This window comes from Streptosporangium jomthongense, assembly GCF_042650425.1.
Lineage (GTDB): Bacteria > Actinomycetota > Actinomycetes > Streptosporangiales > Streptosporangiaceae > Streptosporangium.
Genome location: NZ_JBHSBC010000001.1, coordinates 51,738 through 72,917 on the forward strand (window position 1 = coordinate 51,738; position 21,180 = coordinate 72,917).

The window sequence follows — 21,180 nt, forward strand, 5'->3', positions numbered from 1 at the left end:
ACATGAAAATCCCCTGGTGGCGTGACGCCGTCGTCTACGAGATCTACGTACGCAGCTTCGCCGACGCCTCGGGAGACGGCGTGGGCGACCTGCCCGGTATCAGGGGGCGCCTGCCGTATCTCGCCGATCTCGGTGTCGACGCGATCTGGCTGACGCCCTTCTACCGCTCCCCCATGGCCGACGGGGGCTACGACGTGGCCGACTACCGTGACGTCGATCCGCTCTTCGGCACGCTGGCCGACTTCGACGCCCTCGTCGCCGACGCCCACGCGCACGGCCTGCGGGTGATCGTGGACATCGTGCCCAACCACAGTTCCAGCGAGCACCCCTGGTTCAGGGCGGCGCTGCGCGGCGAGAACCGCGACCGGTACGTCTTCCGCGACAGCGGGGATCTGCCGCCCAACAACTGGCAGTCCACCTTCGGCGGCCCGGCCTGGACCAGGACTCCCGACGGGCAGTGGTACCTCCACCTGTTCGCCCCCGAGCAGCCGGACTTCAACTGGCGCGACCCACGGGTGCACGCGGAGTTCCTCGACGTGCTGCGGTTCTGGCTGGACCGTGGGGTCGACGGGTTCAGGATCGATGTGGCGATGGGCCTGTACAAGGCGGAGGGGCTTCCCGACGCCCCCGCGACGGATCAGGCGTTCAAGGGCGAGTCGCCCATCTGGGGCAGGCCCGAGGTCCACGAGATCTACCGGCGCTGGCGTGAGGTGCTCGACTCCTACCCCGGCGAGCGGATGGCCATCGGCGAGGTGTGGACCGACTCCGCCGAGGACCTCGCCCGCTACGTCCGGCCCGACGAACTGCACCAGAGCTTCAACTTCGCCTGGCTTGAGGCTCCCTGGTCCGCGACCGCCTTCCGCAAGGTCATCGACGACACTCTCGCCGACATGACCGCCCCCACCTGGGTGCTGTCCAACCACGACGTGGTCAGGCACGTCACGAGGTACGGTGAGGGCCTGCCCAACTCCACGACGGGGCTGGCCCGGGCGCGGGCGGCGCTGCTGGCCATGCTCGCCCTGCCCGGCTCGGCCTACCTCTACCAGGGCGAGGAACTCGGCCTTCCCGAGGTCCGGGACCTGCCCGCCGAGGCCCGTCAGGACCCCATCTTCGCCCGTTCCGGTGGGACTCTGCCCGGACGGGACGGCTGCCGGGTGCCCCTCCCCTGGTCCGGACAGGAGCAGCCGTACGGCTTCGCGCCCGAGGGCACCGCGCCCTGGCTGCCCCAGCCGGTCGAGTGGACGGCGCTGAGCGCCGAACGGCAGGCGGACGATCCGGGATCGACCCTGAGCTTCTACCGGCAGGCCCTGCGCGCCCGCCGGGGACTGCGCGGCGCGCTGCCCGACGGCCTCACCTGGCTGGAGAGCGAGGAGGACGCGTTGTTCTTCCGCCGGGGTGCGCTGACGTGTGTCGTCAACTGCGGGGTCGAGGCGGTACCGCTGCCGCCGCACGACCACGTCGTGATCGGCAGCGCCCCGGTCGAGGGTCACCTGCTGCCCCCGGACACCGCGGCCTGGCTCCACACTCCCTGACGATCGCCTCCGGTCCCCGCGCCCGTCGTACGGCGGGCGCGCCGGCCGTTTCCGGCGACGGCTCAGCCGGCTATGAGGAAGCGCTCCAGGTAGTCGAGCTCGTGCTGCTCCAGCCTGCGCGGCCTGGCCTTCTCCACGTCGTAGGCGACGAGCACCGACCTGGCCCGGACGAAGAGCGTCTCATCGTCGACGATCTCGTAGTTGAGGACGAACTTCACCGGTTTGATCTCGGTCACCCAGGACTCGACCCTGACCGGGTCCGCGCGGAAGGTGAGAGGACGCCGGTAGTCGATCTCATGCCTGGCCACCACCAGGCCGCTGAAGATCTCCCCGCCCTCACGGTGCAGGTCGAGGTGGAACATCTCCAGGCGCGCGTCCTCGAGATAGTCGAGGAACCTGACGTTGTTGACGTGGCCCTGGGAGTCGATGTCGGCGAACCTGACCGCCCTGAGGAACACATGCCTGCGGGAATCGCTCACGGTCTCTGCCAAGCTCTGTTCAAGCACAAGCAAGAAGGTAGCGATTCCCCGGCTCCCGGCGCACGGCGGGGGCGCGCCGGGAGCTCGGAGGAGGACATCAGTCCCGGGTGAGCTTGCGGTAGGTGACCCGGTGCGGGCGGGCCGCGTCGATCCCGAGCCGCTCGATCTTGTTCTTCTCGTAGTCGGCGAAGTTGCCCTCGAACCAGAACCAGTTCGAGCCCTCCTCCCACGCGAGGATGTGGGTGGCGATGCGGTCGAGGAACCACCGGTCGTGCGAGGTGATGACCGCGCAGCCGGGGAACTCCAGCAGGGCGTTCTCCAGGCTGGAGAGCGTCTCGGTGTCGAGGTCGTTGGTCGGCTCGTCCAGCAGCAGCACGTTGCCGCCCTGCTTGAGGGTCAGCGCGAGGTTGAGCCGGTTGCGCTCGCCTCCGGACAGCACGCCCGCCTTCTTCTGCTGGTCCGGCCCCTTGAACCCGAACGCGGCGATGTAGGCCCGCGAGGGCATCTCGACCTGGCCGACCTTGATGTAGTCGAGCCCGTCGGAGACGACCTCCCAGACGTTCTTGGCCGGGTCGATGCCACCCCGGCTCTGGTCGGCGTAGGAGATCTTGACGGTGTCGCCAACGATGATCTTTCCGGCGTCGGGCGTCTCGCCACCGGTGATCATCCGGAACAGCGTGGTCTTGCCGACGCCGTTCGGACCGATGATGCCCACGATGCCGTTACGCGGCAGGTCGAACGACAGGTTGTCCATGAGCACCCGGTCCTCGAAACCCTTGGTGAGGTTCTCGGCCCGGATGACCGTGGTGCCCAGGCGGGGACCCGGCGGAATCTGGATCTCCTCGAAGTCCAGCTTGCGGTACTTGTCGGCCTCGGCGGCCATCTCCTCGTAGCGCTGCAGACGCGCGCGGCTCTTGGTCTGGCGGGCCCTGGCGTTGGAGCGGACCCACTCCAGCTCCTCCTCCAGGCGCTTCTTGCGCTTGGCGTCCTTCTGCCCCTCAAGCTTGAGGCGGGCGGCCTTGGCCTCCAGGTAGGTGGAGTAGTTGCCCTCGTAGGGGTGGCAGCGGCCCCGGTCGAGCTCCAGGATCCAGTTGGCCACGTTGTCCAGGAAGTAGCGGTCGTGGGTGACGGCCAGCACGGTCCCGGGATACTTCTCCAGGTGCGCCTCAAGCCACTGGACACTCTCGGCGTCGAGGTGGTTGGTCGGCTCGTCGAGCAGCAGGAGGTCGGGCTGCTCCAGCAGCAGCTTGCACAGGGCGACCCGGCGCCGCTCGCCACCGGACAGCAGGGTGACGTCGGCGTCGGGCGGCGGGCAGCGCAGGGCGTCCATCGCCTGCTCAAGCTGGCTGTCGAGGTCCCACCCGTTGCGGTGGTCGAGGGCGTCCTGAAGCTTGCCCATCTCCTCAAGCAGCTCGTCGCTGTAGTCGGTCGCCATCAGCTCGGCGATCTCGTTGAACCGGTCGAGCATGGCCTTGGTCTCGGCGACGCCCTCCTCGACGTTGCCGAGCACGGTCTTGGACTCGTTGAGGGGGGGCTCCTGCTGGAGCATGCCGACGGTGAAGCCGGGCATGAGCCGGGCATCGCCGTTGGACGGCTGCTCCAGGCCTGCCATCATCCTCAGCAGCGTCGACTTCCCGGTGCCGTTCGGCCCGAGAACGCCGATCTTCGCACCCGGCAGGAACGACAGCGTCACGTCGTCGAGGACGACCTTGTCACCATGCGCCTTGCGCACGCGCTGCAGTGTGTAGATGTACTCCGGCATGTCCCCTAGCTTAGAGCCTGACGGACTCAGCTAGGGGCGGCCTCCGGCCCCGGCCGCCTCGCCGGGGGGACGGGCGTCGCGGGCAGGCAGATCCGGTCTCGTCCGAGCTCCTTGGCACGGTAGAGGGCCAGGTCCGCCGCGGCGAGCAACTCGATCAGGTCGTCTCCGTGCATGCTCATGATCGCGACGCCCGCGGAGATCGTGACGGTGACCATGTTCTCGTCCGCGGGTACGGCCATGCGGCCGATGCGGGAGCGCAGCCGTTCCGCGACCCGGCGGGCCTCGGTCACGTCGGCCCTGGGCAGCAGGACGACGAACTCCTCGCCCCCGAAGCGTCCGACCACGTCGTAGTCACGCAGCTGGCTGCGGATGGTCGCCGCGACCCCGATCAGCACCTGGTCGCCGATCAGGTGCCCGTAGGTGTCGTTGACCCTCTTGAAGTGGTCGATGTCGACGATCAGCAGGGCGAGCGTCTCACCGGTACGGCGCGCCCTGACGATCTCGGTGTCGGCCTCCCGCTGCCAGGCGGCGGCGTTGAGCAGTCCGGTCTTGGGATCGGTGCGGGCCGCGGCCTGGAGCTGGGCGTGCAGCAGGCTGCGCTGGAGCAGCACGACCGGCGGCAGCGCCAGCGCCAGCAGGGCGAGGTTCACCCCGCACGCGATGGCGACGAGGACCCCCAGGCAGAGCTCGACCACGTCGAGCATCAGGCTCTCGCGGTCCCACAGCACCTCCCGCCAGCGGGTGTCAGGGACGGCGGTGTGGGCCGCGATGGCGATCAGCGCGGTGTTCAGGACCGTGAACAGGACGGCGCAGCCGATGGCGACGAGGATCGGCCCGCCCGTCCCCTGGGTCGGGATGTCCAGCTCACCGACCACGCTGTGGAACAGCACCGAGGCGGCTCCCCCGGCCAGGCTGATGGCGGCGGAGCTGAAGACCCTCCGGTAGACCACCGTCTCGCGCACCCGCTTCTGCAGCAGGATCTGCAGCGGAATGGGCGCCAGAAGAGCGTAGACCGGCGGCAACAGCAGGGCCGCGGGCAGCCACCAGGCCGACAACAGGTCACGGGAGACACCCGCGGGCATACCGAGCCTTCGGGTCGCCTCGATACAGACGGCACCGCAGGCCATCAACGCGACGAAGGTGAGTAGATCGTGCCAGTGGAAGTCAGCAGATGCGGCGAAAAACCCGATTGCCGTGAAATCCAGCACCACGATGCCGCAAAGATAGACAACCAGTGGACGGCGCTGCCCAAGGATGGGCCACCGATCGGCCAGAGTCGTCACAGTGTCGCGCGATTTGACCGAGGTGTGACTGGGAGCCGCCATGTCGTCCCCTTCTCCGACTAACGATGTGTAACACGATAGTTGCGGAGTGTGCGCCGCGCGATGGGAACCGCTACCTTGGCGGAGTGGCTCCACTTGTCAGGTGGCTCACCGTTGGGGACCGAGCTCAGCCGAAGAACGGTCCATGGAGGAAAGGAGCAGCCCATGCTGCGAGGTGTGACCTGGACATAGGCCCTGCCCGCTAGATCTCTCACCTCCCGCGGCCGCTTCAGGCGGCATCTCGCGACGTTCCACCCCGTCCCGCGAAAACACCGCGCAAGCTTCGTGTTCGACGTGGGAACCCGGGATGTCCCGGTCCCCCAGCCGGTTGGACCCCTCCTTTCGCGGTGCTCCGCTGATCTGAGCATCGCCGACACAGACCACCAACCGGGCGCACCGCCGATCGCACACCGCTGATCAACGCGCTGCCGACCACACCCATCCGACGCGAGCGTCACCCGGCGATGGCGACCGCCATCCGGCCGGACGGGCCACCTCCGTGGCGTGTGGTCCGTCCGGCGCGCCCTCGTGCGGTGCGCCGGTGGACCGTGGCGAACCGACGGGGCGGCCCGCGGGCCCACCGGGAGATCTGCCAGGCCGGGCCGTACGGTGCTCCGGGCACCCGGTGGGACCACCTCCGCCGGTCGCTCCGGCACCTCGTCCTTTATGGCGTCCCTTATGACGTCCTTCGAAGGGTCGGCATCCTCTCACTCCCGGTGAGGATGCCGACCACGAGTGCGGGGGAACTCGGGTCTGCGGTTCAGGCCGCCGGATGCGCCTGTGTGGGCCAGGGCGTCTCGTCCTCCGACTCGGCCTCGTCCGGCTCACGCGCCGTGCCCGTCGCCCGCCCGGGGCCCTGGCTCGTCTGCCCGGAGTCGCGGACCGCCCGACCGCGTCTTGTGCCGGTCCGGCTCACCGTTCCGCCTCCTGAGCCCCCGGGTGAGCCTCCGGACTCCCCCGAGGCGCCGGAACCCGTGGAGTCTCCGGGCGCCTCGTCCTCGTCGGCACCGCCTCTCACCAGGGACAGGGAGCCGGAACCGTCCGCGAGAGCGGGGTGGGGATCGGGGGCGAGGGATGCGGCGCCTCCGCCCATGGCCCAGTCGTGGGTCTCCCTGTCGAGCTCGTGCCGCTCCTGCCTGCCCAGCACCGGGGCCGCCCCGCCCCGCTGGGGTTTGCTGAAGCTGCCCAGGCCCCAGCGCAGGTCGTGCCCCAGTGAGCTGGCCTCGACCTCGGGCAGGAAGCGGCGCTCACCCTCGTGGGTGAACTCGCGGATCCGCAGGCGCCCCTGGACGACGACCGGCTGGCCGGCCCGGATCGACTGGGCGACGTTGTCGGCCAGCCCGCGGAAACAACGGATGCCGAAATACGTCGTCTCGCCGTTGCACCACTGCTGGCTTTCCCGATCGAAGTAACGGCTTGTCGAGGCGACCCTGAGCGAGGTGACCCGCGAGCCGTCCGGGAAGGTGTGCTGGCGGGGCGCAGCCGCGACGTTGCCGGTCAACGTGATGTGGATGTCGTTCATCGTGCCTCCCAGGAGAACGGGCCAGGTGCCCGGCGTGTGAAAGACACAGTGGCCCGCGCGGACCGGAACCCGGCGGGCCGAACGGCGTTCTGTGGAAAACTCAGGCGCCGGGACGGGGCTGTGGAAAACCTTCCGGATAATCCACCGGAAATCGGAAACCCCGAGCTCCTCGTCCGCCACCGATGGGCGGCCTCGTGCCGCGGGTCGCCCGGCCCGGCAGACCCGCGCTCCGAAGGATGTTCCTTACCGAGGAACGGCACCGCCGACCTGATGGGTCAGCCCCGCACGCCCCGCAGCGCGGAGTAGAACTCGTTGTATCTGGCCAGTTCCCGCTCGACCGGTTCGATCACCGTGGTCGAGGCCACCGCCCCGACCCTGCGTCGCATCTCCCGCTCCAGCCTGTCACGTTCGTTGCCCGCCCCGAGCATGACGAAGTTACGGCTGGCCACGGCGGTGAGCAGGCCGAGCCCGAGGACGGAGACGATCATCAGCCCCACCCAGGGCATGGAGGCCGTCTCGCCGAACACCTCAAGGCCCGGCGGAAGCGTGCCCGCCTCGAACACGCCGTAGGCCAGGGCCGTACCCAGCCAGGCGATCCCGGCGAGGAAGAGCAGGACCAGGAAGTACTGCCAGACCAGCAGCAGCCGCCACCAGACGGGGACCCGGTCGAGGCGGGGCGCGATCTCGGACAGCTCCGCGGACAGCAGCCGCGGCAGCTCGGCCGAGTGCGAGCGCGCGGCCTCCCTGACGCCGCTCTGCCAGGCCTCGTGCATCCCCGCGGTGAGCCCGTCGGACAGGGCGCGCACCGCGTTGTCGACCTCGGCGGCCTGCGCGCTGACCGCCCCGGCCGCCTCTCCCCTGATCTCGTCCTTGAGGTCGTTCAGGCGCAGGCTGTTCAGCGGGTCGGGCCTGAGCCTGGCCGCCCAGCGGGTGTACGGCCAGCCGACCCACTCCGCCGAGCGCACGCCGTACACGTTCTCCATGGCCTCTCCGACGGCCGGCACGCCGACCGCGTCGCAGAGGGAGTCGGTGAGGCCGATCCTGCGGGCGTCGTCCACGGAGGAGGCGGGCACGGGGACACCCTCGGCGGGCATGGCCTTCAGCAGGCGGAGCGTGATCCGGTCGAGGTCGGCCTCCAGTCGCTGGACCGCGGCCCCGCGCCTGGTCACCGTCTCGGCGAGGACGGCCTTGAGCTCGTCGACCCCCTCCCCCCTGGTCGCGGAGGTGGGGACGATGACGGGGGCGTCGACTCCCTCGCGGCGCAGCAGGTCGTTCAGGTCGGCGACGCACTCGGCCAGTTCCTCGGCGGAGAGCCGGTCGATCTGGTTGAGCACGAAGACCGTCACCGCGTCGTGGCCCGCCAGTTCGGTCACGTAGCGCCTGTGGGTCGAGGCGTCGGCGTACTTCTGCGGGTCGAGCACCCAGACGACGAGGTCGGCGACCTGGATCAGCCGGTCGGCCTCGGTGTCGGTGAGCGCGCGGATGGAGTCGTGGTCGGGGAGGTCGAGCAGGATCAGGCCGTGCAGCCTGCCCTCCCCCTTGTCCAGGGCACTGGCCCTGGCGAATCGGTGACGCCACTGGATCTGCAGCCAGTCCAGCAGCGGTCCCGCGCCGTCCAGGCCCCAGACGCAGGCGTGGGCGCGGGCCGTGGTCGGGCGGCGGACACCGGTCGGGGAGAGCTCCAGGCCCGAGACGGCGTTGAACAGCGTGGACTTGCCGCTTCCCGTTCCTCCGGCGAGCGCGACCACCGTGTGCTCCGAGGACAGCTTGAGCCTGTCACCGGCGCGCAGGAGCAACTGCCCCGAGTCGGTGAGGAGCTTGGGATCGACCCTGCCCGGCCCCAGTTCCACGATCCGGGACAGCGCGGCGAGACGGCCGCCGAGCCCCTGACGCGTCTGGGTGGTGCCAACACTCATCGGGCGACCTCAAGGTTGTACGTTGCCTGGTAGAGGCGGGTGGCGATGGACTCGTCGGGAACGCCCGCGCCGTCGAGGACCTGGAAGTAGCGTGAGGTCTCGTCGTCGAACAGCGTGGCGATCCGGGCGCGCAGGTCGCTACGGGCCTTGGCCCCGATGGTCCGCAGTGACTCGGCTCCCAGGAGGGCGTGCACCAGCCGCTGCGGCAGCCCGCCGGTGCCCGCGCCTTCCGCCTCCGCGGAGCCGTACCCGAGCAGGCCGATCACGAAGATCACCGCCAGCGACTCGACGTCGAAGGAGACGAGCTTGGCCACCGCCCGCTTGGTCACCCCCTCGGTGCGGATCAGCTCGATGATGTGGTCCTGCCAGCCGCTCACGGCCTTGCCCGCCCTGCGGGAGAAGTCGTCGGAGACGTCGCCGAGCCCGGCGGTCGCGGCCAGCGACTCCCCGGCCCCCGAACGGCTCAGCCAGCGGGTGACCGCCTCCTCCGCGGCCCGCTGCGCCGCCGAGACGACGACGGACTCAAGGCCGGCCCTGAGCGCGGACTTCAGCGCGCTGAGCCGTTCGGGCGCCTGCTGGCTCGCCTTGCCCGCGAACCTGCCGGGCCTGCGCAGGTGCAGGGTCCGCATGAGGTCTCCGGACCCGGCGAAGTCCTGCCAGCGGGCGAGCACCTCACCGCGCAGCAGCGTGCCGTTCCCGGTGGTCTCCTCGATCTCGGCCAGCGCGCCGGAGTAGGCGGCCTCCACGTCGCCGCGCAGTTCGTTCCTGAAGGCGACCTGGGCCTCAAGTTGCCTGGCCAGCGCGGGGATGCGGATGCGGAAGCTGTCGAGCGCCCCCGACAGGGTCGTCCTGATGGCCTGGGCCCGGCGCTGGTCGTCGACGGACAGCTCGGTCAGCCACAGCCGCAGGTCGGTGACCTCGTGGTCGGGCAGCATGCCGTCGGTGACCCTGCTCTCGTCGACGACGAACCGCTCGACCTCGCCGAGGCCGTATTCGGTGAGCATCCTGACGAAGTGCTTGGTGACCACCTCGCGGGACTTGACCGGCACCCGGGACAGCACGATGGCCAGCCTGGCACCACGCTCCTTGGCCAGGCGCAGCAGCCGCCACGCGGGGGCGTCGGCGTAACGGGCGGCGGTGGTCACGAAGATCCACAGGTCGGCCGCGTCGAGCATGCGGTGGGCGATCTCGTGGTGTTCCTCGACGACCGAGTCGATGTCGGGCGTGTCGAGCAGGGCGACGCCCGTGGGGAGGCGTTCGGTCGAGACGAGGACGAGGCCGCCCGGTTCCGCCGTGGCCTCGGGGGCGTCGAGCCGCCGCAGACTGCCGAGCAGGTCGCTGCCCGCGAACCACTCGCGGTCGTCCGGATGGCAGGCGAGGACGGGGGTCCCGGTGGTCGGGCGCCGGACGCCCGTCGCGCTGACCTTGGCGTTGGCCAGGGTGTTGAGCAGCGTGGACTTGCCCGCCCCGGTCGAGCCCGCGATGACGACGAGCGCCGGGGCGGTGCTCATGTGCACCCTGGGGATCACGTAGTCGTCGAGCTGGGCCAGGATCTCGCTCTGGGCCCGCCTGGCCTCCTCCGCGCCGGGGAGTTCCAGGCCGAAGTGCAGGTCGGTGACGGTGTTGCGCAGGGCGGCGAGCGCGTTGGTCAGGGCCTCGGAGACGGCCTCCGGCAACGGAAGTTCCCGGACCCGGTCGTCCCCGTCCTCGTGTCCGCTCTCGGGGATTTCGTCGGGCTCCTCCGGTTCGTCGCCCCGGGCTTCGGTCTCCTCCCCGGCCTCTTCCCCGACCTCCTCCTCGATGACGAGGAGCTTCGCGCGCTCGGCCGCGATCAGCGCGGCCGCCTCGTCGTCCTCGGGATCGTTCTCCTCACCGGTACGGCTCTCGCCGTCGGCGACCTCCTCGGGGATGTCCTCGGCGGTGGAGGTCTCCTCGTCCCGGTCATGGCCCTCGGGGGTGTTCTCCGGGGCCTCTTCGGGCGTGTTCTCGGCCGTTTCTCCGGAGGTGGCCTCGGCGCCCTCCTCGGGAGAGTCCTCGGCCGGACCCCCGGAGGTCTCCTCGGAGGTCTCGACGACGGGGGGTTCGATGGTGGCGGGCTTGGCCACGGGGGCTTCGGCGGCGGGGGGCTCGCTCGCTGATCGGGAGTCCGCCCCGACGGGCGCCGAGGAGTCCGCCGTCGCGGCCGTGGCCTTGGCGACCACCTCGTTCACCGAGGAGATGGCGGCCTCGGCGGCGCGCCGGAAGGCCTCGAAGGCGTCGTCGACCGGCATCGTCGCGCCGCTCTGGGAAACGCTGCTCCGGGAAACGCCACCCTGGGAGGCACCGCTCCGAGAAGCGCCGTCCTGGGAAGTCCTGCTCTGGGAAGCGCCGTCCTGGAACGTGCCGCCCTGGGCCGTGTCGCTCTGGGGGGCGCCGCTCCTCGCCGCGGGACCCTGGGGGGCCTCACCCGCCGGCCGTGCCGTACCGGGGCCCGGGGCGCCCGTCTGCGGTGCGGCGAGCCCGTCCCGCGCGGGTGAGGTGGTGCCTCTCCTGGCCTGGAAGTTGCCCCGGCCGCGACCGCTTCCCGAGCGGAAGATGGACCCCGCTCCACCGTCTCCACCAGGAGCGGCGGGAGTGGCGGGGGCCTCAGGAGCCGGGGGGACCGGGGGCGCCGGGCGCCTGAGGGGGGCGGCCCGGCCCGAGGAGGGCTGGCTTCTGGGCGCGGGGCTCTTCGGTGGCGCGGGGTTCTTCGGTGCCGGAGTGCCCGTGGCGCCGGAACCCTGAGCGCCCTTGGGAGCCTTGGCGGCGGGCGCGTCGCCCTTCGCCTGGACGGCCTCGACCACCTTGTTCACCGACGAGATGGCGGCCTGCGCCGTACGCCGGAAGTCCTCGAAGGCGTCACCGGGGGCCTGCGGGGGCTCGTCGGGCCTGATGGCCGGGAACGTCATCGTCCGCTCGCCGGGAGACTCCTCGTCTCCGGCGACATCGTCTGAGGAACCCTGGGGAGCCTCGGCGCCGCGGCGGTCACGCTCGCCCTGAGGCGTGGGCCTGTTGGCAGCCGATTTCACGGTATCCGCTCCGCTCGAACCATCTCGACCTCCTGGCCGACCTTCACGACATCGCCAACGATCACGATCGCGGGTGGCCGTATCCCAGCCTCGGCCACACGCTCGGCCACTGTGGCCAGAGTGGCCTGAAGAGCGCGCTGGGTGGGAAGAGTACCGTCCTGTACCACCATTACGGGAGTTTCCGGCGAACGTCCTTCTTGCACGAGCGTCTCGGCGATCGCTCCGATGCGTTCGACCGCCATCATGAGCACCAGGGTCCCCGAGGATCTCGCCAGGTTGGGCCAGTCGACGGTCGAGCGGGCGTCACCCGGCGGAACGTGCACGGAGATCACATGGAACTCCTGGCTGACGCCGCGATGGGTCACCGGCACGTTGGCCGCCGCGGGCACCGCGACCGGGCTGGTGATGCCGGGAACGACGATGACGGGGATGCCCTCGCGGGCGCAGGCGAGCATCTCCTCGCCGCCACGGCCGAAGACGAACGGGTCGCCTCCCTTGAGCCTGACCACGAACCTGCCCTGCTTGGCGTGCTCGACCAGCAGCTCGTTGATCTTCTCCTGGGCCAGGAAACGGCCGTAGGGGATCTTCGCCGCGTCGATCAGCTCGACGTCGGGGGAGAGTTCGTCGAGCAGGGCCCGTGGCGCGAGCCTGTCGGCGACGACCACGTCCGCCTGGGCCAGCAGCTGCCGCCCGCGGACCGTGATCAGGCCGGGGTCCCCCGGTCCGCCGCCGACCAGCGCGACCCCGACCGGCTTCGTCCGGTTGCGCCGGGCGTCGACCGTGCCGTCGCGAAGCGCCTCGACGACGGCGTCCCTGATACCGGCCGCCCTGCGGGGGTCTCCTCCTGCGGTGATCGCCACGTTGACCTCGGCCACCCGCCCGCTCGCCGGGGTCCAGGCGGCTGAGGCGTCCTTGTCGTCGGCGCGGACGCACCAGACACGCTTGGCCTCGGCCTCCGCGGCGACCGCGGTGTTGACCGCGCGGTCGTCGGTGCAGGCCTGGACCAGCCAGGCCCCGTCCACGTCGCCCACCCGGTACGGCCTGGCCTCCCAGGTCACCTGGCCGGAGGCGATGAGGTCGTCGAGAGCGTGCGTGACGCTCGTCGAGACGATGGTGACCTGGGCACCTGCCTCAAGCAGCGCCGGGACACGTCGCTGGGCGACACGCCCCCCGCCGACGACGAGCACCCGCCGCCCGGAGAGGTGCAAACCGAGCAGGTAGGGCGACATGGTGACAGATCTCCCGTTCGCAATGAATTGTGCAGGAAGTGTTAGGAGGTAAACCTACCGGTTAATGCCTCGTTGTTCGCTGCTCCCCGGGTAACGTTCGGCGTTCTCCAGGTAACGGAGCACCCGGTCCGTCACAGGGTTCCCGGAAGCCCCACGATCAGGCCTCCTTGTCGGTGACCCCGGCGGAGTCGAAGGTGGCCACCTCGTGCATCACCCGGACGGCCGCGCAGACCAGCGGGTGGGCGAGCAGCCCTCCGGTCCCCTCACCGAGCCGGAGCTCCAGCTCGACCAGAGGGCGCAGGCCGAGATGGGCGAGCGCCACGGCGTGACCCGGCTCGGCGGAACGGTGCCCGGCCACACAGTGGTCGACCACGTCCGAGGCGAGCCCGGCCGCGGCCAGCGCCGCCGATCCGGCGATCACACCGTCGAGGATCACCGGCACCCGCAGGGCCGCCCCGCCGAGGAGGAACCCCGCGATCGCGGCGTGTTCGAGGCCGCCGACCGCGGCCAGCGTCTCCAGCGCGGACCGGCTCGAACCGTCCAGGCCGTTCACCCGCAGGGCGCGCCGTACGACCTCGACCTTGCGGGCCAGCGTCTCGTCGTCAACGCCGGTTCCCCTGCCGGTCACCTCCGCCGGGTCGCGGCCGGTGAAGGCGCAGATCAGGGCGGCGGAGGCGGTGGTGTTGGCGATGCCCATGTCCCCGGTGACCAGGCAGCGCGCCCCCTGGGCGACGAGGTCACGGGCCACCGTGATCCCGGTCTCCAGCGCCGCGACCGCCTGCTCGACGGTCATCGCCGGGCCGAGGGACATGTCGGCGGTGCCGTGGGCGACCTTGCCGTGCGTCAGGCCGGGGGCCGGGGCGAGTTCGGCCGCGACCCCCACGTCGACCACCGTCACCGAGGCGCCCACCTGGGCCGCGAAGGCGTTGGCCACGGCGCCGCCCGCCAGGAAGTTGCCGACCATCTGGACCGTGACCTCCTGCGGCCACGGGGACACGCCCTGGGCGTGGACGCCGTGGTCTGCGGCGAAGATCGCCAGGGCCGCCGGGGCCGGCAGCGGGGGCGGGTTCACCGCCGCCGCGCCCGCGAGCCGTACGGCCACCTCTTCGAGCACGCCCAGGGCGCCCCTCGGCTTGGTCAGCCTGTCTTGGTGTGCCCTCGCCTCGGCGAGGGCGTCCGGGTCGGCGGGCCGGATCGCGGCCAGGGTCTGCTCAAGGATGGTCATGTCCCCAAGTGTCCCGCCAGAGGTCAAGGAACGGTCATCCGGGGAGCGGTTCACCAGGTGATGCCGCTGAGCGCCTCCTCGTAGCGCTCGACGACCACGTCGGCCAGTCCCTCACAGTCGCCGATGACGTCGGCGCAGCGGACGTCCAGGTCGGGATGGCCCGCGGCGTAGGCCATGGCCTGGGCCCAGATGCGGTCCAGGACGCCCCCGGCGAACAGCAGGTAGGGAACGACGATCACCCGCCGGGCGCCGAGGCGGCGGCAGCGCTCGATGCCGCCGGGCACGCCGGGCGGGGTGAGCGAGGTGAAGGCGGTCTCCACGGTCATGTACTCGTGGGCGTGGGTCTCCCAGAACAGCCGGGAGACGCGGTGCACGTCCGCGTTCGTCGCGGGACTGGTCGAGCCGTCACCGACCAGCACGACGGCGGTCTCGCCGATCTCGATGCGCTCGGGCTCGTCGTCGAGCGGGGCCGCGGCGGCGGGGACGAGACGGAGACTGGCGACCTCGGCGGCGGCGTCCGCCAGGCGCTCGGCGAGCAGCGCCAGGATCCGGGGGTCCGAGCCGAGGGGCCGTCCGTAGTCGCAGGTGAGCGTGGGGTGGCGCTCCTGCTCCCTGGTCATCGCCGCGAGGGTCTCGGCGTCGGCGCGCAGGTCGCCGGTGAGGCTCAGCGGCAGCGCGACCATGCGGTGGTGGCCGCGGGCGACCAGTGAGGCGACCGAGTCACGCAGTCGCGGCCTGGCCCTGGTGAGGTATCCGCCGGAGACCTCGGCGGCGCTGCGGTCGAGCCTGCAGCGGAGGCGATGGACGAACCTGCCGAACTCGACGGATTCGTTGTCCTCGTGCGAGCCCTGCCCGATGAGCAGCAGCGGCGGCTTCATAGAAACAGGACTCCAATGACCTTGACCTGGGAATACGCGGCAGCGACTGGCGAGGATATCCGATAACGGCTCGACATGGACAGGTAACGAAACCATAAAACGCATCGGATATGACCCCATCTTTCTCACCTCCACCGAACGGTCTCCCCCGTCCCGCCCGACCCGTCTCCGGGGCCGTTCTCCCCTCGGGAGAGGTCGCTTCCGAGCAGGCCGAACACCACGACGTCACGTGGGCCGTCCGGCCGCATCGCGGCGGCGCGCAGCGTCCCCTCCCTGACGAACCCGGCCTTCTCCGCCACCCGCAGGGAGGCGTGGTTGTCGGCGTCGGCGCGCAGCTCGATCCGGCGCAGGGAGGTGTTCCCGAACGTCCAGCGGGCCAGGCCCAGTACGGCCTCCGAGGCGTAGCCGCGTCCCCGGTGCAGGGGGTGCACGCCGTAGCCGATCTCCGTCGTCCCCGCCTCCCACCGGGTCCCGAACAGGCTGATCGCCCCCACGATGAGCCCGTCGGCCTCGATCGCCAGGTGCGCGCCCTGGCCGGAGCGGCGCAGCTCGTGCGCGCCCCTGGCCAGCCAGGCGGCCACGCCCGAGGGACGGCCCGGCGCGCCCGGCGGCAGGAAGGGGGCGCGTGTCTCGATCACGACGCGAATCCGGCGCGCGTCCGAGGGGTCGAAGGGACGCAGCAGAAGCCGTCGCGTCGTGACGGACAGACCGGGTGCGAAGGCGGTCAATCACCCTCCCAGTCGGGCGGTGGACGCCGCCAAGCCCATCTCACGGGACCGCCTCCGCGCAACCCCGCGGTCAGCGGACGATCACCACCTCAAGGGTGCGCGGTCCGTGCACGCCCTCGACGCGGTTCAGCTCGATGTCGCTGGTCGCGGAGGGCCCGCTGATCCAGGTCAGCGGGCGGGAGGGGTCGAGTACGGCCAGCGCCTGCGGCACCCCCGCGACGATCTGCCCGGCCCGCACCACGCACAGGTGGTAGTCGGGCAGCAGGGTAAGCGCCCGCCTGCCCTGACCCGGTCCGGCGTCCAGCACGATCGTCCCGGTCTCGGCGATCGCCACGGCGCAGCCGGTGACCACGCCTCCGGCGGCTTCGAGTTCCTCGGCCGACAGCTCCGGATCGTCCTGGACGGCCCCCTCGGGCACCCATTGCGCGGGCAGTCCACCCGGGACGACCGGCCTCGTCAGACCCTGTACGGCCAGCGCGGAGGCGATCGTCGCGGCCACCTCGTCCTCGCCGGTCACGTGCACGACGGCCCGGTAGTCGGCGACGCGTTCGGCCAGCAGCTCGGTCAGCCCGGCCTCGTCATGTGGCCCGGCGGAGGTCAGGTAGTCACGGACGATCTCCCCGGGCTCCCCGGGGTCCCCGGGGCCTCCCGGGGTGACGGCCGCGCGGATTCTGGCCAGGATCAGTTCCCTGTCGTTCACCGGCTTCCTCCGTCGGTGCGCAGCCACCAGTCGCGGAAGGACTCGGCGGGGATCTCGGGCAGGTCTCGGGTGTCGGTCCACGCCGACAGCGGGCCGGGCATGCGCCGGGGGACGAAACGGCGCAGCCGTCCGGCCATGCGCTCGGCGCGTGCCATCCGTTCCGGGCGGTCGAGGACCCAGCCGGCCGCGCGCATGCCGAACCTTTCCGCGCGCGGGTGCGGGGCCCTGCCACGCAGGCTGACCAGGACCTCGGGGATGTCGATCGCGACCGGGCAGACGTCGAAACAGGCGCCGCAGAGCGTCGAGGCGTAGGGCAGCGAGGCGTCCAGGGGTGAGGACATGCCGCGAAGCTGCGGGGTGAGGATCGCCCCGATGGGACCCGGGTAGACGGAGCCGTAGGCGTGCCCGCCCGCGCGTTCGTAGACGGGGCAGACGTTCAGGCAGGCCGAGCAGCGGATGCAGCGCAGCGCCTGCCTGCCGACCTCGTCGGCCAGGACCCGGGTGCGGCCGTTGTCGAGCAGGACCAGGTGGAACTCCTGGCCCTCGGTCGCGCCCGTCCAGGTCGAGGTGTAGGGGTTCATCCGCTCGCCGGTCGAGCTCCTGGGCAGCAGCTGCATGAAGACCTCAAGGTCCCGCCAGGTCGGCAGCAGCTTCTCGATGCCGACCACGCTGATCAGCCTCTCCGGAAGGGTCAGGCACATCCGGCCGTTGCCCTCGGATTCGAGCACGACGAGTGTCCCGGTCTCGGCGATCATGAAATTGGCGCCCGAGATCGCGACCTTGGTGGACAGGAAGCGCTCGCGCAGGTGGCGGCGGGCGGCCTCGGCCAGGGCGCGCGGGTCGTCGGTGAGCTCCTCGGGGGCAGGACGTCCCCAGGCGGCCATCCTCTCCAGGAAGATCTCGCGGATCTCCGCGCGGCTGCGGTGGATCGCGGGCACCAGGATGTGCGAGGGCAGGTCGTCGCCGAGTTGCACGATCAGTTCGGCCAGGTCGGTCTCGTAGGCGGTGATCCCGGCCTCGGCGAGGGCCTCGTTGAGCCCGATCTCCTGGGTGGCCATCGACTTGACCTTCACCACGTCGCTCTCCCCGGTCTCCTTGACGAGCCGGGTGACGATGCGGTTGGCCTCCCGCGCGTCGGCCGCCCAGTGGACGTGGCCGCCGGCCGCGGTGACCGCCTCCTCAAGCTGGAGGAGGTAGCGCTCCAGGTTCCGCAGCGTGTGGTCCTTGATCTGCTTGCCCGCCTGCCTGAGCCGCGCCCAGTCGGGAAGCTCGTCGACCACGGAGGCCCGCTTCTCGCGGATCGTGTGGGTGGCCTTGCGCAGGTTGAACCTGAGCTGGGAGTTCCCTACGGCCGCCGCCGCGTTCGCCGGGAAGGTCGGCATGCCGAGGAAGGTCACCGGCCCCGTCGCCGGCCTCATCGGGCGGCCTCCGTCGAGGCGAGGATCTCGGCCAGGTGCATGGTCCTGACGCCGGTGCGCTGGCGGCCGAGGGTGCCGCCGATGTGCATCAGGCAGGAGTTGTCCGCGGCGCAGAGCACCTCGGCGCCGGTCGCGGTGACGTTGCGGGCCTTGTCGGCGCACATGGCGGCGGAGACGGCGGGGTTCTTCACCGCGAAGGTGCCGCCGAAGCCGCAGCACTCGTCCGCGGCGGGCAGCGGGACCAGTTCGAGACCCCTGACCTGTTCGAGCAGCCGTACCGGACGGTCGCCCAGGCGCAGGCCGCGCAGCGAGTGGCAGGTCGGGTGGTAGGTCACCCGGTGCGGGAAGTAGGCCCCGACGTCGGTGACCCCGAGGACGTCCACCAGGAACTCCGAGAGCTCGTGGACCTTCGGCACCGTCTCGGCGACCCGTTCGGCGAAGGCCGTGGCGGCGGGGGCGAGTCTCGCGTACTGCTCGCGGATCATCGCCGCGCACGACCCGGAGGGCACGACGACCGCGTCGTGTCCGGCGAAGACGTCGGTGAAGTGCCGCGCCAGACGTCCGCCCTCCTCGGGGTATCCGGTGTTGAGGTGCATCTGGCCGCAGCAGGTCTGCCCCATGGGGAAGACGACGTCGCAGCCGAGGCGGCGCAGCAGCGTCACCGTGGCCCGGCCGGTTCCGGGGAACATCGTGTCGTTCACACAGGTGACGAAGAGGGCGACGCGCAAGGCGCGCTCCTTCCGGTAAAGGTCGCGATCAACCGCCATGATGCCCGATCCGCCCACTTTTCGTTACGAATGACCGGGAGTGAGGGAGGGCGGTTCGACGGAGTCGGCCGTACGGCAGGTGGCTCCCGAGCATGAGGCCAGGGCGTCGAGCTGCCGGTTGAAGTCCGTGATCACCGAGGGGGGAACCCGCGCGGCGAGGTTGTAGAGCTGGTAGGGGTCCCTGCCGTCGTCGTAGAGCTGGTACTCGCCGGTCGAGTAGCGCACGAAGGTGTAGCGGGCCGTGCGCATGCCCTGGTAGGCGGGGACCGGGGTCTGGCGGGCCGAGCTGCTGTTCGTCGGCCGGTAGAACTCAAGCAGGACGTTCTGCCGCCACGGGGCCGGGGTCTGGCCGCGCAGCAGCGGCAGCAGCGAGCGGCCCTCGACGAAGGGCGCCGGTGTCGCGCCTCCGAGCTGGGCGAAGGTCGGGGCGAGGTCGACGTTGGCGGCCATCGCGCCGACGGAGCCGCCCGCCCTGACGCCGGGCCCCCTGACCACCAGCGGCACCCTGATCGACTCGTCGAAGGGGGTCGTCTTGCCCTGGGCCAGCCGGTGCTGCCCCAGGTGGAAGCCGTTGTCCGAGGCGAAGAAGAGGTAGGTGTCGTCCAGCTTCCCGGCGACGCGCAGGGTCTCGACCAGGGAGCCGACGAGGTCGTCCACGCCGAGCATGGCCCTGAGCCTGCGGCGGTAGCGCTCGTCGATGCCCGCGATCGTCCTGTCGCCGAACCGCTCGCGCGAACTCAGCCAGTGCGGTTCGGCGCTGACGTCCTCCTGGTCGAAGGACGGGGTCCGGGGGGCGGTCGCCCCGGCGAAGGCGTCGCGGTGCCTGGCGGCGAAGTTGGACGGGTTGTGCGGCGCGATGGGGGCGAGGTACAGGAAGAACGGCCTCTCCCCCGCCTGCGAGACGAAGGCGTTGGCCTTGCGGGAGAGCACGTCGGGCAGGTAGTCGGCGTCCGCGGAGCCGTACGGCCTGAGCGTGCCGTTCTCGTTGAGCGTGTAGCCGTACTCGTTGTAGAGCTTGCGCACCGGCACGTCCCACTCGTCCCAGCCCGGCGGCACGTAGGTGGGTTCGGCGGCGCCGCCGGGATAGTGGTTGAGGTATTTGCCCATCAGGCCGGTGCGGTAGCCGGCCGCCTTCATCCAGGTGCCGATCGTGGAACGTTCCAGATCGGAGTCGTGGAACTTGGTGAAGCCGCCCTCGGGGGCCGTGTTGGTCAGCACCCCGTGACTGTGCACGTACTGCGAGCGCAGGATCGACGACCGGGAGGGGCAGCACCAGGAGTTGGAGACGAAGAAGTGCTCGAAGGAGGTGCCGCCCCGGACGAGCTCGTTCCAGATGTTCGGGAACTTCTGCAGGTCCCCCGCCTCCTGGTCGTCGACGAGGATGAACACGATGTTGGGCTGGGCGACCGTCCGCGCCACCGCGGGACCGAGTCCCGAGGCTCCGAGGCCGGACAACAGGACCAGGCACATGAGCTTGCGGACAGCATTGAGCACACACATCACGCTTCCCAGAAGGCCGAATCCCGACACCTCACCGAAGGGGCACCGGTACGGAACGAGCTCTGCTTCCGGGGGGAGAGACGGCCCGGCCGCGGCGGGCACGCCACAGCCGGAGATCTGCGGAGACCGGCGGTCAGGCCGCGACGCCCTGGACCCGCCGGGGCTCCCCAAGCCGCGCGGCCACGACCTGGTCGAGGGCGGGCACGACCGCCGCCCGCGCGTCGACGCGGCCGGTCAGGAACCCGGCGTCGTAGAGCACGTCGGCGGCGTCCTGCTGCTCGGCGACGAACGTCCCGCTCACCGGTTCAAGCCGCCAGGGGAGCCGTCTGAGCGCGGTCGTCCAGGAGTCGACGGAGCCGCCGACGGCCTCGACGACCAGTTTGGCGGCCTCGACGGGATGCTCCGCCGCCCACCTGTCCGCCTCGCGCAGCGCCGAGACGACCGCGGCCAGTTCCTGCGGCGCCGACTCGGCCAGGCTCCTGCGGGTGAACAGGACCGAGCGGTCCGCGACGACCCCGGCGGTGCCGGAGAGCCTGGTGAAGTGCCCCGCGCGTTCGGCCTCGACCAGGTCGGCGCCCTCGGCGACCCAGCCGGCCACCACCCCGTCACGCAGCCAGAGCCTGGCCTCCGAGGCGGCGGGCCTGGGCTCGATGTCCTGGTAGGACAGCCCGGCGTCGGCGAGGACCTTGGCCAGGAAGTGGGTCTGCCAGGAGCCGACGCGCAGTGAGACCGGCTGGTCCCGCAGGTCGGTCACGGTCATGACCGGCCCGTTCTTCGCCACCAGCAGGGCGCCGTGGCCGTGGCGCGGCGCGGAGGCGGCCACGTAGGCGACGGGCAGGTGCGCCGCCTGGGCGGCGAGCGGGAGCGTCGAGCCGGTCCCGCCCAGGTCGATGACCCCGCCGGCCAGCAGTTCCCCGGTCCTGCCCGCGTCGGAGTAGCGGTGGATCTCGATGCCTTCGAGCAGGTGGTCGAGGTGGGACAGGAAGAACAGCGAGGGATTGTCGACGTGCACCCCGACACGGATCGCCATCGAATCGCTCCTTGATCTTTTCCCGGAGGGCCCGAACGGTCTTTTCCCGCAGGGCCCCGAACCGGAGCCGGCGAACGAGGCGAGCCGCCGGCTCCGTCCCGCGGGCGGCGCCCGTGGCCGTGAGG

16 protein-coding genes are annotated in these 21,180 nt (G+C 71.2%); 1 reads left to right on the top strand and 15 read right to left on the bottom strand.

Going from position 1 to position 21,180, the window contains the following annotated elements; all coding sequences use genetic code 11:
• Window positions 1–2 precede the first annotated feature (2 nt).
• Entirely contained in the window at window positions 3–1,532 is a 1,530-nt protein-coding gene (locus tag ACFOYY_RS00280) for a glycoside hydrolase family 13 protein (RefSeq protein ID WP_386187644.1), read from the top strand.
• Window positions 1,533–1,594: 62 nt separating this feature from the next.
• On the opposite strand, the gene ACFOYY_RS00285 is transcribed toward ACFOYY_RS00280, so the two are convergent.
• From ACFOYY_RS00285 to ACFOYY_RS00355, 15 genes are all read right to left on the bottom strand, one after another.
• Window positions 1,595–2,011 (bottom strand): acyl-CoA thioesterase, encoded by a 417-nt coding sequence (locus ACFOYY_RS00285; RefSeq protein WP_352010676.1) that lies wholly within the window; start codon window positions 2,009–2,011, stop codon window positions 1,595–1,597.
• Between the two features lie 97 nt (window positions 2,012–2,108).
• Window positions 2,109–3,773: an energy-dependent translational throttle protein EttA gene (gene ettA, locus ACFOYY_RS00290; RefSeq protein WP_352010675.1), complete on the bottom strand. Its 1,665-nt coding sequence runs from the start codon at window positions 3,771–3,773 to the stop codon at window positions 2,109–2,111.
• Between the two features lie 26 nt (window positions 3,774–3,799).
• Window positions 3,800–4,855 carry a GGDEF domain-containing protein gene (locus tag ACFOYY_RS00295; protein ID WP_352010674.1) on the bottom strand — a complete coding sequence of 352 codons (1,056 nt, stop codon included), beginning with the start codon at window positions 4,853–4,855 and terminating at the stop codon, window positions 3,800–3,802.
• A gap of 1,000 nt (window positions 4,856–5,855) precedes the next feature.
• Window positions 5,856–6,617 carry a single-stranded DNA-binding protein gene (locus tag ACFOYY_RS00300; protein ID WP_386186702.1) on the bottom strand — a complete coding sequence of 254 codons (762 nt, stop codon included), beginning with the start codon at window positions 6,615–6,617 and terminating at the stop codon, window positions 5,856–5,858.
• 275 nt (window positions 6,618–6,892) lie between these two features.
• A complete protein-coding gene (locus tag ACFOYY_RS00305) occupies window positions 6,893–8,533 on the bottom strand; it encodes a YfjP family GTPase (RefSeq protein WP_352010672.1) in 1,641 nt (546 codons plus the stop codon).
• The gene (locus tag ACFOYY_RS00310) at window positions 8,530–11,580 is read right to left on the bottom strand and encodes a GTPase (protein ID WP_386186704.1); all 3,051 of its coding nucleotides are present in this window, start codon (window positions 11,578–11,580) and stop codon (window positions 8,530–8,532) included. The genes ACFOYY_RS00305 and ACFOYY_RS00310 overlap by 4 nt, the downstream gene beginning before the upstream one ends.
• The gene (gene cobA, locus ACFOYY_RS00315) at window positions 11,577–12,809 is read right to left on the bottom strand and encodes a uroporphyrinogen-III C-methyltransferase (protein WP_352010670.1); all 1,233 of its coding nucleotides are present in this window, start codon (window positions 12,807–12,809) and stop codon (window positions 11,577–11,579) included. The genes ACFOYY_RS00310 and cobA overlap by 4 nt, the downstream gene beginning before the upstream one ends.
• Window positions 12,810–12,966: 157 nt before the next feature.
• Window positions 12,967–14,034, bottom strand: a complete 1,068-nt coding sequence (cobT, locus tag ACFOYY_RS00320) for a nicotinate-nucleotide--dimethylbenzimidazole phosphoribosyltransferase (RefSeq protein ID WP_352010669.1) — start codon at window positions 14,032–14,034, stop codon at window positions 12,967–12,969.
• A 50-nt stretch (window positions 14,035–14,084) separates the two neighbouring features.
• Window positions 14,085–14,912 (bottom strand): sirohydrochlorin chelatase, encoded by an 828-nt coding sequence (locus ACFOYY_RS00325; RefSeq protein ID WP_352010668.1) that lies wholly within the window; start codon window positions 14,910–14,912, stop codon window positions 14,085–14,087.
• Between the two features lie 125 nt (window positions 14,913–15,037).
• Window positions 15,038–15,640, bottom strand: coding sequence for a GNAT family N-acetyltransferase (locus ACFOYY_RS00330; RefSeq protein ID WP_362773408.1), 603 nt, complete (start codon window positions 15,638–15,640; stop codon window positions 15,038–15,040).
• A gap of 70 nt (window positions 15,641–15,710) precedes the next feature.
• Entirely contained in the window at window positions 15,711–16,340 is a 630-nt protein-coding gene (locus tag ACFOYY_RS00335; RefSeq protein ID WP_386186709.1) for a LutC/YkgG family protein, read from the bottom strand.
• Entirely contained in the window at window positions 16,337–17,758 is a 1,422-nt protein-coding gene (locus tag ACFOYY_RS00340; protein WP_386186710.1) for a lactate utilization protein B, read from the bottom strand. The genes ACFOYY_RS00335 and ACFOYY_RS00340 overlap by 4 nt, the downstream gene beginning before the upstream one ends.
• On the bottom strand, window positions 17,755–18,486 hold the full coding sequence (locus tag ACFOYY_RS00345) for a (Fe-S)-binding protein (RefSeq protein ID WP_352010665.1): 732 nt from the start codon (window positions 18,484–18,486) through the stop codon (window positions 17,755–17,757). The genes ACFOYY_RS00340 and ACFOYY_RS00345 overlap by 4 nt, the downstream gene beginning before the upstream one ends.
• Before the next feature lie 63 nt (window positions 18,487–18,549).
• Entirely contained in the window at window positions 18,550–20,025 is a 1,476-nt protein-coding gene (locus ACFOYY_RS00350; protein ID WP_386186713.1) for a sulfatase family protein, read from the bottom strand.
• 133 nt (window positions 20,026–20,158) lie between these two features.
• Complete coding sequence (locus tag ACFOYY_RS00355; RefSeq protein WP_386186715.1) at window positions 20,159–21,055, bottom strand: ABC transporter substrate-binding protein; 897 nt, start codon at window positions 21,053–21,055, stop codon at window positions 20,159–20,161.
• Window positions 21,056–21,180: the final 125 nt, after the last annotated feature.